Source organism: Methylobacterium variabile (assembly GCF_001043975.1).
GTDB lineage: Bacteria > Pseudomonadota > Alphaproteobacteria > Rhizobiales > Beijerinckiaceae > Methylobacterium > Methylobacterium variabile.
In genome coordinates this window covers 1-15,177 of record NZ_LABY01000110.1, presented here as the reverse complement: position 1 = coordinate 15,177, position 15,177 = coordinate 1, and the positions used below count along the sequence as shown (strand labels likewise).

At 66.7% G+C, this 15,177-nt stretch carries 10 protein-coding genes and 1 pseudogene; 8 read left to right on the top strand and 3 right to left on the bottom strand.

Going from position 1 to position 15,177, the window contains the following annotated elements:
• Positions 1-4: 4 nt before the first annotated feature.
• A complete protein-coding gene (gene aspT, locus VQ02_RS16530) occupies positions 5-1,696 on the bottom strand; it encodes an aspartate-alanine antiporter (protein WP_048445298.1) in 1,692 nt (563 codons plus the stop codon).
• A gap of 154 nt (positions 1,697-1,850) precedes the next feature.
• Positions 1,851-4,562: a decarboxylase gene (locus VQ02_RS16525; RefSeq protein WP_167350761.1), complete on the bottom strand. Its 2,712-nt coding sequence runs from the start codon at positions 4,560-4,562 to the stop codon at positions 1,851-1,853.
• 598 nt (positions 4,563-5,160) lie between these two features.
• Between VQ02_RS16525 and VQ02_RS16520 the strand changes: the two genes are divergently transcribed.
• The 6 genes from VQ02_RS16520 to VQ02_RS16495 all read left to right on the top strand — a co-directional run bounded on the left by VQ02_RS16520 (position 5,161) and on the right by VQ02_RS16495 (position 10,385).
• A complete protein-coding gene (locus tag VQ02_RS16520) occupies positions 5,161-6,819 on the top strand; it encodes a SulP family inorganic anion transporter (RefSeq protein WP_048445296.1) in 1,659 nt (552 codons plus the stop codon).
• Between the two features lie 322 nt (positions 6,820-7,141).
• Positions 7,142-7,513, top strand: coding sequence for a hypothetical protein (locus VQ02_RS16515; RefSeq protein ID WP_048445295.1), 372 nt, complete (start codon positions 7,142-7,144; stop codon positions 7,511-7,513).
• Positions 7,514-7,915: 402 nt separating this feature from the next.
• On the top strand, positions 7,916-9,019 hold the full coding sequence (locus tag VQ02_RS16510; RefSeq protein WP_083469266.1) for an AraC family transcriptional regulator: 1,104 nt from the start codon (positions 7,916-7,918) through the stop codon (positions 9,017-9,019).
• A 52-nt stretch (positions 9,020-9,071) separates the two neighbouring features.
• Positions 9,072-9,479, top strand: coding sequence for a hypothetical protein (locus VQ02_RS16505; RefSeq protein ID WP_048445332.1), 408 nt, complete (start codon positions 9,072-9,074; stop codon positions 9,477-9,479).
• Between the two features lie 235 nt (positions 9,480-9,714).
• Positions 9,715-10,140, top strand: coding sequence for a phospholipase A2 family protein (locus tag VQ02_RS16500; RefSeq protein WP_048445294.1), 426 nt, complete (start codon positions 9,715-9,717; stop codon positions 10,138-10,140).
• A 62-nt stretch (positions 10,141-10,202) separates the two neighbouring features.
• Positions 10,203-10,385 (top strand): hypothetical protein, encoded by a 183-nt coding sequence (locus VQ02_RS16495; RefSeq protein ID WP_048445293.1) that lies wholly within the window; start codon positions 10,203-10,205, stop codon positions 10,383-10,385.
• Positions 10,386-10,482: 97 nt separating this feature from the next.
• On the opposite strand, the gene VQ02_RS16490 is transcribed toward VQ02_RS16495, so the two are convergent.
• Positions 10,483-11,292, bottom strand: a complete 810-nt coding sequence (locus VQ02_RS16490) for a DUF4344 domain-containing metallopeptidase (protein ID WP_053080409.1) — start codon at positions 11,290-11,292, stop codon at positions 10,483-10,485.
• A gap of 853 nt (positions 11,293-12,145) precedes the next feature.
• On the opposite strand from VQ02_RS16490, the gene VQ02_RS16480 reads away from it, so the two are divergent.
• Together VQ02_RS16480 and VQ02_RS16475 are read left to right on the top strand one after the other, a co-directional pair.
• The gene (locus tag VQ02_RS16480) at positions 12,146-13,798 is read left to right on the top strand and encodes a bifunctional aspartate transaminase/aspartate 4-decarboxylase (RefSeq protein WP_048445291.1); all 1,653 of its coding nucleotides are present in this window, start codon (positions 12,146-12,148) and stop codon (positions 13,796-13,798) included.
• Between the two features lie 97 nt (positions 13,799-13,895).
• Positions 13,896-15,177 (top strand): annotated as a pseudogene (locus VQ02_RS16475) (hypothetical protein); the annotation flags it as partial.

The following is a 15,177-nucleotide window of genomic DNA, read 5'->3' as shown; positions in this document are numbered from 1 at the left end:
TGTCCTAGGTCAGCAGCATCACCAAGACCATTCCCCAGATCGTCAAGAACGTGTTGCTGACCGCATAGGTGACCGTATAGCCGAGGCCGGGAATCTGGCTCTTGGCCCGGTCAGTGACCATCCCGAGCGAGGCCGTCGTGGTGCGCGCGCCCGACACCGCGCCGAGCACGATGGCGTCGTCGAAGCGGAACAGGTACTTTCCGGCATACATGGCGAGGATCAGCGGCAGCGTGGTCGCGAAGATGCCCCACAGGAAGATGCCGAAGCCGAGCTGCTGCAACCCGGCAACGAATTTCGGGCCGGAGGAGATGCCGACGATCGCGATGAACACGTTCAGGCCGACCGAGTTCATGAACCACACGGTCGAGGACGGGATCCGCCCGAACGTCGGGTGGACCGACCGCAGCCAGCCGAAGAAGAGGCCCGAGATCAAGGCGCCTCCGGATGTCGAGAGAGTCAGCGGCACGCCGCCGATGGTGTAGACGATCGCACCCAGCAGAGCGCCGATCGCGATGGCGCCGCCGATGAACATCACGTCGGCCACGTCGGTCGCCCGGTCGGGGTAGCCGATCGCCTTCGTGGCCGCGCTCACGTCCTGATTGCGGCCGACGAGCGTGAGAATGTCACCGCGATTGACCTTCGTGCTCGGCAGGATGGGGATGTCGATCGCGGTGGCTCCCCGCGTGATCTTCCGCAGGAAGACGCCCCGCGCCCACGGGCTCTGCGCAAGGTCCGCGAGCGACTTCCCATCGGCGTCCTTGCTCGTCACGTAGACGTCGAGGCCCTCGATCGGCACCGCCAGCAACTCCCTGTCGTCGACCTCCTCGGCCGCGGTGCCGATCAGGCCGACGAGGACCTCGCGTCGTCCGGCCACCGCAACCACGTCTCCCGACTGGATGACGGTATCGGCGGTGACGTCCATGACGTCCGTGCCGCGGCGAAGGCGTTCGATGTAGATCCGCTGCTCCGGCAGCATCCGCTCCGCGTCCGCGGCCGTCTTGCCGACGATGATGCCGTCCTGCCGCACGCGGTAGGCCCGCAGGTCGAACTGATGCCAGGCGGTTCCGGGGCCGCCCGCGACCTTCGTGCCGCCACGCTTCTCCTCGTATCGCTTGCAGGCCGCCTCGAGGTCGATGCCCAGGAGGGCCGGGCCGAGGAGAGCGATGATCACGGCGGACCCCAACGTGCCGAAGATGTAGGTGATGGCGTAGGCGACCGGCATCGCATCGAGGAAAGCCTTGGCCTGCTCGCCGGGAATCGGCAGCCTGTTGATCGCGTCGGTCGCGAGCCCCATGGACGCCGAGATCGTCTGCGACCCGGCATAGAGCCCGGCCGCGGAGCCGACATCGTAGCCTCCGAACCTCGCTGCGAGGTAACCGCCTGCCAGGCAGAACACGCAGACGACGACGGCGAAGAGGGCCTGCGGAAGGCCGTCCTTCGCGACGCCCCGGACGAATTGCGGTCCGACCGCGTAGCCGATCGCGAACAGGAACATCAGGAAGAAGAACGGCTTGAGCGGACCGCTCACGCTGATGCCGATCTGGCCAATGATCACGGCAGCGATGAGCGTCGCCGTGACGGCACCGATGCCCAGGCCCTTGTAGGTGAAGGATCCGAAGTAGTAGCCAAACGCCAGCGAGATGAAGATGGCGATCTCGGGATATTGCCGGAGCGTGTCTGCGAACCACTCGAACATGAGATCACCCTCCTGTCAGCTTCACTCTGTCCAGCTAGTCGCGCCTCGTCCGAGCATCATGCCGCCGTCCAGAGCACCCGCTGCCGGGCGGCTGCCAATCCGACGCATGATGCAAGCACATGAGGCTCGGCGGAGTTCGTCCGGGCGGCTCTGCTCAGGCCGCTCGCGAGGTCTTGTTCGCTGCTGCGGGCGATTTCGCCTTGCGCTTCGCCGCGATCGCATCCGGCTTGAGCAGCTTGAGCCCTCGCGTCTTCTCGTATCCGTGGATCTCCTTCACGTCGAGCTTGCGCATGAAGTCGACCGTCTCCTGCGTCAGCACCTGGCCCGGCACCATGATCGGGAAGCCGGGCGGATAGGGAATGACGAAGTTGGCCGACACCATCTCCGGTCCCTCGCGCAGCCGCCGGTCGCAGTCCGGACCGAACAGCGGCACGTACTCGCACAGCGACGGGTCGTAGGCGCTGAAGAAGGCCGAGCGGATATCGCCCTCGGGCGTGCTGTCGCCGGAGCCTTCGCGGAAGCTCTGGTGGAAGCGGCTGAAGTTCGGCAGGTCCGGCACGTCGGTCATCAGCGATTTCACCCGCGCGCCGAAGGCGGCGCGCTCGGCGTCTCCGCCGGTGGTCAGGCGGTTCTCGATGTCACGGGCGATCTCCACGAGAACGCGGATCAGGTGAGCGACGTCGCTGCGCGTATTGTTGATGTTCGATTGCAGCAGCACGCTGTTTCGCGACGTCTTGTTGAGCTGGATGCCGTATCGGCTCGCCAGCAGGCCCTTGAATTGCGTGCCGTCGAAGCCCGCCGTGCCGCAAACGAGCGTCATGCGCGTGGGATCGAGGTAGAATTCATCCTCGCGCATCGCGCGCACGACGTCGCCCCAGGTCGCGTCCGGATCGAGATAGTCCTTGAAGCCGGACTGGCGGTACTCGGCCGGGATCATGCGCTCGGCACCGAGGACGTTGAAGTAGCGCGACACCAGCGGGTGCGTGTTGACCGCCTGCCGGATCCTGAGCGCGATCTCGATCGCGTTCATGACCAGCCCGTAGCCCTCGAGCTCCATCTGGCGCCGGGCGACGTCGAGGCTCGCGATGAGCTGCTGGTTGGGGCTGGTGGAGGCGTGCGTGAACACCGCCTCCCGGAACTGCGCCTCCACGGTGTGGAAGTCGACGTCCTTGACCAGGAGCATGGAGCCCTGCCGGATCGCCGACATCGACTTGTGCGTCGAGTTCGTCTGGTAGACGCGAAGCCGCACCTGGCGTGGATCGGGGATCAGACGCGTTGCCAGCAGCGCCTTGTCCGAAGGCTGGCTTCCCAGGTCACGCTGCTGCGCCTCGTAGGCGTCGAGCGAGGCCGGATCCCGCAACCATGCGGCGATCTCGGCCGCCGCTCCCATCGCCGTGCGAGGACGAAGGAAGGGTGAGAACCGGGCGAAACCGGACCAGGCCTCGTCCCACAGGAAGATCAGATCCGGCTTGATCGCGAGGCATTCCTCCATCACGCGGCGCACGTTGTACATGTGCCCGTCGAAGGTGCAGTTGGTCAGGTCGAGCAGCTTCAGACGCTCCAAGCGGCCGTCGGCGCGCAGGGCAAGCATCGCCCGCTTGATCGTGGTCAGCGGAACCGCTCCGTACATCGAGTATTCCGTCATCGGGAATGCCTCGACGTAGATGGGCTGCACGCCGGACAGCACCATGCCGTAATGGTGCGACTTGTGGCAGTTGCGGTCGACGATGGCGATATCGTCGGGCCCGAGCAGGGCCTGGACGGCCATCTTGTTCGACGTCGAGGTGCCGTTGGTCACGAAGAACACGTGGTCCGCACCGAAGGCGCGCGCCGCCATGTCCTGCGCCCGCTTGATGGTGCCGGTCGGCTCGAGAAGGCTGTCCAGGCCGCCCGTCGTCGCGCTGCTCTCGGCGAGGAACAGGTTGATGCCGTAGAACGCGCCCATGTCGCGGATCCAGTCGGATTTGAACACCGACTTGCCGCGCGCGATCGGCAGCGCATGGAAGGTGCCGATGGGCCGTCGCGCGTACCGCTTCAGGTTGTCGAAGAACGGTGTCTCGTACCGGTCCTGCACGCCCTCCAGGATCGACAGGTGGATCTCGAGCGGCTCCTCGACGGCATAGAAGACCCGGCGCACGCAATCCGCGGCGGGTGCGCTTGCCAGTTCCTCCACCCGGCGCTCCGAGAGGATGAAGATGTCGAGTTCCGGCCGGATCCGCTTCAGGGCGGCGGCGAGCCGCAGGGCGGAGGTGCTGCGGTCATCCTCCACGCCCAGCGTGCGCAGCATCTCCCGCAGCACGGGCGCATCGTAGCGCGACCGGAACGTGAAGCCCTCCGGCACGACCACCGAGATGATGGACGGATTGATCACGGCGGCGCAGAACGCATCCTCGAACGAGCCGACGAAGACCGGCTCGTACACGAAGGCATCCTCGGGCCGGCGAAGCCGACGCAACTCCTCGGCGAGCGCCGGCCACCGCGAGGCCGGCTGAGCCGTGACGAACAGGACCTCGAAGTAGGGGCGGTGCTGGTCGGCATCGCCGAGGCCGGGCGGCAACACGTCGCCGACTTCGTCCAGCGCCAATTCGGCCCGCGGATCCCACTCCGCGGCCCGCTCGCGGTAGGACCGCGTGAGCAGGGCATTGGAAATCCGGAGCGCCATGCGGGCCGCGCCGCCCGCATCGTCGTGCGCGATCAGGTCGCGGAGTGCCGCCAGGAGCTTCGGTCCCGGATAGGCGTGGAACCCCTCGACGGCCTCCATGGCCTGGACGGCGGTTTCAAGGTCGACCCGCTGCTTGGTCCCGGCCCGCCACGCGTCCGCGGCGACGGCGATATCGCGCCATTGATCGAGCCGAGCAGAGTGCATGAGCAAGAACTGATCGATGTGTTGCGCAGGTGATGTCGCACACTCGTCGACCGGTTGCGGGCGGAGCCTCCTCGAGGACCGGTCGCTCGTCCGCAGATTGGACGGCATGTGCGGTCGGTCTGCCTTCGACATCGGGGTAACCCTCCGTTGGTCCCGCCAGCGCAGGCTCTGATCTTGCGAAGGATCTCTCGTTGAGCGATGTAAGTTAAAACCGCTCTCGCCCCGAAGTGCTTGACCCAACAGGACACCGGACGGCTGCTTCAGCTCGAAAGCCCGCGCAATGAAATCATTGGATTCGCGCTCCTTTTCCGAACCTGCGAGGATCCAAGCCCCAGCAAATAGAGGCTGCTCCGATGCGAAATTCTTTGAAATCTCCAGAGAGCTGGATCGTCGCCAAGGGCGGCACTTCCCGACGGTCCTCTCGCGCCTGCCCCTGAGACGTTGCCAGTCAACAACCCTTGCTCTTGATCGTCGAGAGGCCGCACGGGTTCAGGTGCTCTCGATCGGTCAAGCGCGGCGCTTCTCTTGATCGGGTACATTCCTCGGGACGGAATGCCATCCCGGGAGTGCATCGCTCTCACTCCGCGGAGACGTTCAGATGGCAGGATCCGAACGATCGATGTCGGCGTTGGCGACGGGGTTCCGCTCCGACGCGGTGGCAGGGGCCACGGCCGCGGCGGTCGTCCTGCCCAAGGCCATGGCCTACGCGACGGTGGCCGGACTGCCGGTGGCGGTCGGCCTCTACACCGCCTTCGTGCCCGCCCTCATCTACGGCGCGCTGGGCTCGTCCCGGGTTCTCAGCGTGAGCTCGACGACCACGCTGGCGATCCTGACCGGCGCCGAACTCAGCATCGCGGTCCCTGATGGCGATCCAGCGAGAACCGCCGCAGCCTGCGCGACCCTCACGGTTCTCGTCGGTGCGCTGCTCGTCGCGGCGCGGCTCCTCAACCTCGGCATCGTCGCCAACTTCATCTCGGTGCCGGTGCTCACAGGTTTCAAGGCCGGCATCGGTCTCGTGATCCTGCTCGACCAGGCTCCCAAGCTCCTCGGGCTCCACATCGTCAAGCAGTCGTTCTTCGCCGACGCCGTGAGCCTCGTTCGACACCTCTCCGAGACATCGGTGCCGACCCTGACCGTCGCGGGGATCACGCTGGCCGCACTTGTCGGCATGGAGCACCTCAAGCCTCACTCGCCGGCGCCCCTGGTGACGGTCGCGGGCGCGATCGCGGCGTCCTGGCTCTTCGACTTCGGTGCCCGGGGCATCCCGATCGTCGGCCCGATCCCGCAGGGACCTCCCGGACTGTCCCTGCCCGATCCGGCACTCGTCCAGGTGCTTCTTCCAGGAGCGGTCGGCATTGCCCTGATGAGCTTCGCGGAGAGCATCGCTGCGGCGCGCGCGTTCGTGGCCGCATCCGATCCGCCCATCGATGCCAATCGCGAGCTCGTCGCGACCGGGGCGGCGAATCTGGGCGGAGCGCTCCTCGGCTCGATGCCGGCCGGCGGCGGGACGTCGCAGACGGGCGTCGTCCGGGCCGCCGGGGGCCGGACGCAGACGGCCTCGCTCGTCGCTGCGGCGGCGGCGCTCGCCACGATGCTGGTGCTGGCGCCGGTCCTGAGCCTCCTCCCGCATGCGACCCTGGCGGCCGTCGTCGTCGTGTACTCCGTCGGTCTCATTCAGCCGGGGGAGTTCACGGCCATCCTCAAGGTACGCCAGATGGAATTCCGCTGGGCCATCATGGCGGCCATCGGGGTGCTCGTCTTCGGCACGCTCCAGGGCATCGTCATCGCGGTCGCCCTCTCGCTGGTCGGCCTTGCCCTTCAGACCGCACGCCCGACGGTCGCCGTGATCGGACGCAAGCGCGGCATGGACGTCCTGCGCCCCTTGTCACCCGCGCATCCCGACGATGAGACGCTTGACGGACTTCTGATCATCCGTCCAGTAGGGCGACTCTATTTTGCGAACGCACAGAATGTCGGCGACAAGATCAGGTTGCTCATCGCGGAGCACGAACCTCGCGTGGTCACCCTCGATTTCAGCCGCGTTCCGGACATCGAGTATTCGGCCTTGAAGATGCTTCAGGAGGGCGTGAGGCGGACCAACGTGACGGTCTGGCTCGCGGGCTTGAATCCCGGCGTGCTCGACATGGTGAGACGCGCCGGCCTCGATGAAGAGCTCGGCCCGGATCGCCTGCTGTTCAATGCGCGCATGGCGATTCGGCGATACAAGGACATGCAGGAAAACCCCGCACCCGATTAGAGCAGGCCCTGCCGGACGAGCGGCGCACGTGGCAGGCTCACCCTCTGCGCGAAGCGACACCGACCCCGCTGCGCCTTCCTTCGGCCCAGGACTCGCGGCCCAGGACGCGCGGCCCAGGACTCGCTTTCGCGACGCCGTCCGTCCGACCAAGCGGCCATCCCGAGCGGTGCGAGTTTCACTCGCACGCAGCCCTCATTCCGCGGCGTCCGCACGAACCTACCGAAATTTAAATGACACTCGGAACCCATGACGGCTGCGGGCGACTTAGCGTGCCATGCACGGTCCGAGCGTCCGCTCCGACGCAGCATCCAGGCATGGCAGCATGACCGACCCTTCCACGATCGGCGATCTCTACAAGCGCAAGCGCATCACCGACGAGCAGATTGATGAGGCCGTGACGAGCTACCTGAACGACCCGACGCCCGGCCTGCGCCCGCTTGCTCAGGGGGTCGCGGTCGATGTCGGCGCGATCATGCAGGCCACCCCTCACGCCCGCGAGGTGCTGGCCATGCGGGACGCGACCGAAGCTCAGATGCACATGGCTGTGAGGACGGCGATCCTGCTCGCCGCGCCCATCCGGACCGTGGATGCGGTAGCCGTGCAGGACGGACCGGCCTCCGCGACCGGGAGACGCCATCGGTCTCGCCGCGTCCGGCGAGCGGGCCCGGATGAGACCATTGTCCACGAGAAGTAAGCCTCGCCCCCCGGTGAGGAGACGGGCACGCCAGCTGCTGCGGCCGGATCCGGCCCGGACCCGTCCATCGCCACATCACCTTGCGACCACGGGAGCCAGCCCCGACCACGTGGCAATCGGGCAATGCGTCAGATCCCTGATCTCGCTGATTGTCTTGATGAATCGGCATCCCCTTCGTCGCATCGAGGTCTCGGTTCGACCGTCGTCACGAAAGCCGCGGTCCGTGGCTCGCCGACGCAGGGCGCCCAGAGGGCAAGCTTGGCATGACAAAAAAAATCGATAACAATCTTGTGGAGCAACACCTTTATCGGACTACTGTTATGTCCCTGGCCCGCGTATTGATGGGGTGCTATTTTCTGGTATGCTTGGCCTGATGGTCGGATGAACAATGGAGGCAGAAACATGCCCTCCGATGTGTCGTCGAGCTGCCATGGAGGTGGCCATAAAAAGCCTCGCAGTAAAATTTTACCACAAATCACACGATCTTTCTCGATCCGGTCTATTCCATATAATTTTGTTAATGTCTATTCTATTCAGACCGTCTGTGATATTCTGGTGGAAATGGGAATAGATCCGGATGAAATACTCGAAAGGGCCGGCACCGACATGCAGATGTTGGACGCGGCCGAGACCGTTTCATTCGCGATGTTGGGCCGCCTGACCGCACTGGCCGCCGATCAGGCGCGGTGCGCCCATTTCGGTCTCCTCGTCGGTCAGCGCACCACCCTCGCCTCGCTTGGTCTGCTCGGAACGCTGATGCGCCACTCCGAGACGGTCGGCGACGCCTTGCAGGCTCTCGCGACCCATCACGATCTCCTGAACCGCGGTGCCATGATCGAGCTGGCGGTCGACGGTGCCGTCGCGACGGTGAGCTACGCTCCTTACGAGCCCGAGACCGAGGGCGTCGCGCTCCACTGCGAGCGAGCCGTCGCGGCCCTGACCAACGCCCTGCGCTCGCTGTGCGGCGCGACCTGGGACCCCGACGAGGTGCTGCTGCCGCGTCTCGCTCCGCCCGATTCGGCACCCTATACGGGCTTCTTCCGGGCCCCGGTTCGCTTCGCACAAGAGTTCGCGGCCCTTGTCTTCCCGGCCCGGCTCCTGAGACGATCCATCGAGGGCGCCAACCCGCTCATCCGCGCGAGCGTGGAGCGCCGAATCCGGCAATTCGAGTCCATCGTCCCGTCCGACGTCTCGGACGAGGTCCGGCGGAGCGTGCGCTCGAGGATCGTTCAGAAGCGCATCGAGAAGGATCAGGTCGCGCAGGCGTTGGCGATTCACCAGCGCACGTTGGGCCGCCGGCTGAAGGCCGAAGGGACGACGTTCCGCTGCATCGCGAACCAGACCCGGCTCGGCATCGCCAAGCAACTGCTTGCCGACACCAAGATGGGTTTGGCGCAGATCTCGTCCGTGCTGGAATTCTCGGAACCGGCCGCCTTCACGCACGCCTTCCGGCGCTGGACCGGGATGACGCCGAGCGCGTGGCGCAAGGAACAATGGGCGAAGTAGCGGCCACGCAGGGTGCGATGGCCGGTGATGCGAGCTGTTGGAGAAGGCCGCCATGAGCCTCGCAGGTTTCGTTCGTGCCGCCGGGCTCGCTCTCGGCCTCGCGGCGTCGGCAGCCGAGGCCGGACTCTCGGACTATCAGGGCGCATGGCTGCTGAGCGGGCGCGGCTGTGCGGAGGTGTATTCGTCGTCCGGCAAAGGCACGGCGTTCAAGACACCGCTCGACATCTTCGCCCCGGCTTTCGTGATCTCCGGCAAGCAGCTGAGAACTCCGATGGCATCGTGCCGGATCCGGTCGATCCGGCCGGTGGGCGACCGCCAGCGCCTCGTTCTCGACTGTGCGAACGGGGTCGCGGCCAACGACGTCACGGTTCTCCTAGCGACCGCGCCGAACGGGGCCTTGAGACGCTACTACAGCGATCAGGATCCGACCGGGGTCGATTATCAGCGCTGCGCGAAGTGATCGCCCCGCGCGGGCCGGTGAGGGGCCTGCGCCCGCCATCATGCGGCACGGTCTGACTGCGGAGCGCTGTCCTGCACGATCAAGCCTCCGGCGGCCGTTCGGGTGATGAAGGATCATGGCGGGGCAGTCGAGGTGGCATGGCTGACGGCGCTCGGTTCGACGCGCGGCCGCCACCAGGCGGCCCGCTCAGCATCCTCCGGCATCACCATCGCCGGAGACATAAGGAGTCCTCGTCATGCGCATTACGATCGCTGCGCTGGCTGTCGCCGCCGCGGGACTGGCCTCGCCATCCGCCCAGGCCCAGTCGGTTGGGTACGCTCCAGCGCCGAGCCTCCTCGTGCACAGCAACTATTGCGGCCTGGGAAACCGGGCGCCGCTCCCGCCGGTCGATGCGCTCGATGCGGCCTGCGCACGCCACGACGCCTGCACGCCCGTCGGCGGTCTGCCGTCGCGCCGCTGCAACCTGCGTCTGTTCCGGGAGGCGGACCTGATCTCGCGCGATCCGCACCAGCCCGACAGCGTGAAGACCGCGGCGGGCTTCATCGCCTTCAGCGCCTCGACGATGCCCTTCGATCCCGCGCCGCAGCCCATGGCGGTCAGCATTCCGGTATGGGCCGATCCCCACGTCTACCGGCCCGTGCGGGCCGCATACGCCTATTAGGGCGGGATCCGGCACTGGAAACGCAGGTCGCGGGGATGCCGCAGAAGGGAGAAGCACACCCCATGAAGATCCTCCTCCTCGCCATAGGGCTGCTCGCAAGCCTGACCGTCTTCATCCCGACCGACGCGGAGGCCGTCGTCTGCGCTCGAGGCGTCTACAGGGCCGGCTGCGTCGGGCCACGCGGAGCGGTGGGCGTCCGCCGCGGCGTCTACGGGGCACGCGCCGTTCGCGTGCGGCGATACTGAGGCGGACCGTCTCAGGCGGGTCGGGGAACGGACGGAGCGGGCGGAGCCCGACGGGACGGCATCGTCGGCATCGATCTTTCGACATCAGGTCGGTTGGCTAACGTGACCGCCAGGCACGCCGGAGATTGACGCCGCGGTGGGGGCGCACGCGAAGGTGCGGGACGATGAGCCTTTCGAAGGCATGCGAGACTTGCTCGGTCTCCTCGCCGCACCGCTCGGCCCGCTCCTGCGGCAGATACCCCTTGGCGACGATGTCGCCATAGCGGTGCGGGTTCCACCCATAGGCCAGGCAGACGAGGTTGTAGAACCGCTGCCACGACAGGCCGTGCACATCGGCGAACCTGCCCTTCTCCATCGGCTCCTGTCGGCCGAGCGTCGCGAAGAAGTATCCGCTCCCGTTCACGACGGCCCGCGCCCGGGCTGGCGCGAGTTGCAGCAGGATGAGAGAGGCAAGCTGATCAGCTGCGTCCTCCTCGCGCCCGAAGATCGGAACGCGCAGCAGGTGGAACAGCGCGTGACTGGTCTCATGCAGCAGGATCTGCGCGACCGGCCCGCGGATCGCCTGATCTCGCGTGACTCCGGCGGGAGACCTCGTGCGCGGTGCAAGGTTCACGATGGCCGCAACCATCTCGTAGCACATCGTGACCGAGTAGCTTTCGGGGTCGTACCATGCATTCGGCTCGCCGCCGCACCCCTTCATCCGGAATGTGAGGCGATGAGGAAGGCGAACGAGGCGGATCACCTCGCCCAACCGCTCCAGAACGCGCTGCCGCTGCAGCATCCGGTAGATCTCGCGATGGGCCGGGTCGCTTGGCGGCACGTAGCTCACGGCGATGCGCGCACGCGCAGACCTCGCGGACGAGGCATACGTCGGGACGCACGTCATCAGGACGGTTGCCGTCAGCATGAGTGCGCGGAGTGCCTCGCCATGGATGCGCGGTATCGAGCCACGCTCGTGCCCGTGGCTCGCCTGGCGCGAGCCTCGCCGCCACACCTGGCCCACCGTGACCTCCAGAGGGAGCGCGCCCCGCGCAGCGTCCACGATGCGCCCGATCGAGCCAGCCTGATCGGCTCGTGGGCGCGCCGAGCCCAGGCCACGCGATGCCACGTTGCAATGCACGCTGAATATATCCAGTACTGCACATATCATCGCGCTGTGCAAGATTTACCGCAATGACCTCCCGCTAATCCTCACGAATTCGCAGCGATCCGTGTCCCGTTCGATCAAGCGCGTCACTGGCCACACCTTAGACATTCTGGGAACGCTGCCTTCGCTGTGCCGCAGGACCGTGAGGCGATCTGGCGTGCGTTGAAATACGGCTGCCGACGTTCAGCATTCGTCTTCCAGGGACGTATCCTCGATCGAGCGGCCATGCAGGGAGAGACGCCATGGCCTACGGGCTCGTCAGAACGCGTCACGCCGATCCTGAGCCGGTGACCTTCCCGTTGCTCACGATCGGGTCGAGACGGCTCTCAGGACCATGCCTCCGACCTGAGCAGACCGAGACATCCTTCGGCGAGACACCGGTCGCATCGATCCCGATCAACTCCGCCGTCACCCGCATCCTCGGCATGATCGGGTCGGCGATCATCGTGGTGCAGACCGGGACCGCCACGATGCTGGTGTCGTCGGGAGGACCGAGAACCCGGCTCTCGGCGACGAGACACCCTCTGCCGTCGCCAGCACCGTGCCCATCCTCGGCTTCACGGTGATCGTGCTCCGGGTGTCAGGAAGAATTCGGCCATTCGGGAGGACACTCATGACTGAGGTGCTGAACCTGAAGAATTTCGAGTCGCTCAGCCCGTTCGAAATCAAGGACGAATTGATCAAGCTCGCCAAGGAAACCTCCAGGCGGACGCAGTCGGCGTTCCTCAACGCGGGGCGCGGCAACCCGAACTGGGTCGCGACGACGCCGCGCGAGGCGTTCTTCCTGCTTGGCCAATTCGCCATGCGCGAGAGCCAGCGCGTGATGAGCCACCCCGCGGGGCTCGGTGGCATGCCGCAGGCGGCCGGGATCGCCGGCCGGCTCGACGCGTGGCTGGAGCGGCAGGCCGATCAGCCCGGCGCCGCCTTCCTGGCCGCCATGGTGCCTTACGCCGTGAGGACGTTCGGATTCGATCAGGACGCCTTCGTGCATGAACTCGTCGACTCGATCGTCGGCGACAACTACCCCGTGCCCGACCGCATGCTCGTCCACAACGAACGGATCGTGCACGAATACCTGATGTGGGCGATGTGCGGGGGGCGCAAGCCGGAGGGCCGGTTCGACCTCTACGCGGTCGAGGGCGGCACGGCGGCGATGTGCTACCTGTTCAAGTCGCTGAAGGCCAACCGGCTGCTGCGACCGGGCGACACCATCGCGCTCGGCACGCCGATCTTCACGCCCTATCTCGAGATGACGCACCTCGAAGATTACGCCCTCGACGTCGTCCACATCAAGGCGCCGCAGGAGAACAAATTCCAGTACACCGACGAGGAGATCGATAAGCTGCTCGACCCCAAGGTCAAGGCCTTCTTCGTGGTCAATCCCGGCAATCCGACAGGGATGGCCATGAGCCCGGAGACGATCGCCAAGATCACCAAGCTGGTGAAGAGCAAGCGCCCCGACCTCATGATCCTCACCGACGACGTCTACGGCACCTTCGTGCACGATTTCCGGTCGCTGATGGCCGAGTTGCCGCACAACACCATCGGTGTCTACTCCTTCTCGAAGTATTTCGGCTGCACCGGCTGGCGTCTCGGGACGATCGCGATTCACGAGGACAACATCTTCGACCGGATGATCGCGGCGCTGCCGGCCGACGTGATGGCGGACCTCGACAAACGGTACGGACCGCTGACGCTGGAGCCGCGCAAGCTCAAGTTCATCGACCGCATCGTGGCCGACAGCCGCGACATCGCGCTCAACCACACCGCCGGCCTGTCCCTGCCGCAGCAGGTGATGATGAGCCTGTTCTCGCTCGCCGAGCTGATGGACGACAAGAAGGCCTACCAGGACGCCTGCATGGAGATCGTCAACCGCCGCGTCTGGTCGATGATCGAGGGCCTCGGGCTGCAGCTCACGCCGAATCCGAACTTCGATGCCTATTACGGCCTGATCGACTTCGAGTTCTGGGCGCGCAAGAACATCGGCGAGGAGGCGGTTGAATACCTGAAGCGCAACGTTCACCCGCTCGATCTCGCGTTCCGGCTCGCCGAGGTGCACGGGATCGTGCTGCTCAATGGCGGGGGGTTCGAGGCGCCGAACTGGTCCCTGCGGGTCTCCCTCGCCAACCTCCCCGATGAGGTCTACGCCGATATCGGCCGGGGCGTGCGGGCCGTGGCTCGCGGTTACCGGGACGCCCACGAGGCGGCGAGGCGGGCCGCCGGGGCGGAGGCGACGCAGCAGGTCGAGCCGGTACCGGCCGAGTGAGACCGGCTCCATCGAGGCGACGCGAATGGGCACCATCGACGACCCGGTCGCCGCGACGGGGCTCCGCCCGGTCCCTTGCGCGGGATTCCTCCCGCGCATGCTCCTGGCGGGACTGCTGGTCCTGGCGGCGCAATCCACGGCGGCACGGACGCTCTACGTCACTCCTGAGGGGGGCGGTCCGGGATACGGCGCGGACGGGCGCTTGGTCGCCCGCTTTACCGTCGCGTTCTCGACGGATGCCGTGCGAGGATTGCAGCCGGGCGATGTCGTGCAACTCCTCGCCGACAGCCCGGCACCGGACGCGGTGACCCGCTATTTCCGGCGTGTCGTGCTCTCCGGACCGGACAAGCGGGATGCGCCGCCGATCCTCGTCCGGGGGCTCGGCCCGCGCACACGGATGGTCGGGCGGACGATCGACGAGATCCGTGGCTGCCCGATGCCCGAGGACGACATCGAGCAGCCCTGCGGCGACCTCACGACGGCGCTCGCCGTCCCGCCGTCGCCGGATCTCCTCCGTGCGCTGACCGTGGCGGCCGCGGAATCGATAGGGGAGCGGGTAGGAGAGCGGGATCGCAGCCGCCGCACACGGCTCGCCGTTCCGATCGGGCGGGCGGGACGGCTCGCCGACGCGGCCTGCCTCGACATCGACCGCGTGGATGGCCTCACGATCGAGGATCTCACTTTCGAGGGATGCTGGCTCGCGGCCGTGCGGGCGATCGGCAGCCGGCGCGTCACACTGCGCCGCTCCCTGGTCGTCGGAAGCAGCTACGGCCTCGCGGCGCGCGGCAGCCAAGACCGTCCCGCCGACACGCTCACGGTCGAGGACGTCACTTGGGTGCAGGACGCGAGCGGCTACGACCAGACCGCCCTCACCCGGGAGGGGCCGTTCCGCTGCCACGACGGCCGGGTCAGCGCGCTCGGCTGCGCGGGCCTGATCTGGCGCAGCATCCCGTGGGGCGCGACCCATCACGGCGCCTACGATCACTTCAACGGCGCGCTGCTCGGCGGCGCCGACGTGCGGGGACCGATCATCTTCCGCCGCAACACGGTGCTGTCAGCCTATAACGGCCTCCGGCTGAAGGCGGCCTCCTGCGAGGATCTCAAGGCATCGGCCCTGTCCACGGCGAACTGCCCGTTCAATCAGGACGTCTGGATCTACGACAACCTGTTCGCCTTCGTGCGCGACAATCCGGTCGAGTTGGAGACCTGGGCGACCGACGTGCGCATCGCCCGCAACCGGATCGTGAATTCCCACGCGTGGTTCTCCTTCGACGACATGGGAGGCGGGCCGGTCTACGTCTACGGCAACCGCGGCTGGTTCGACGACCTGCCGGCAATCGACCGCCCGGGGCACCCCTCCCCCCTGCCGCCCTGCGCGC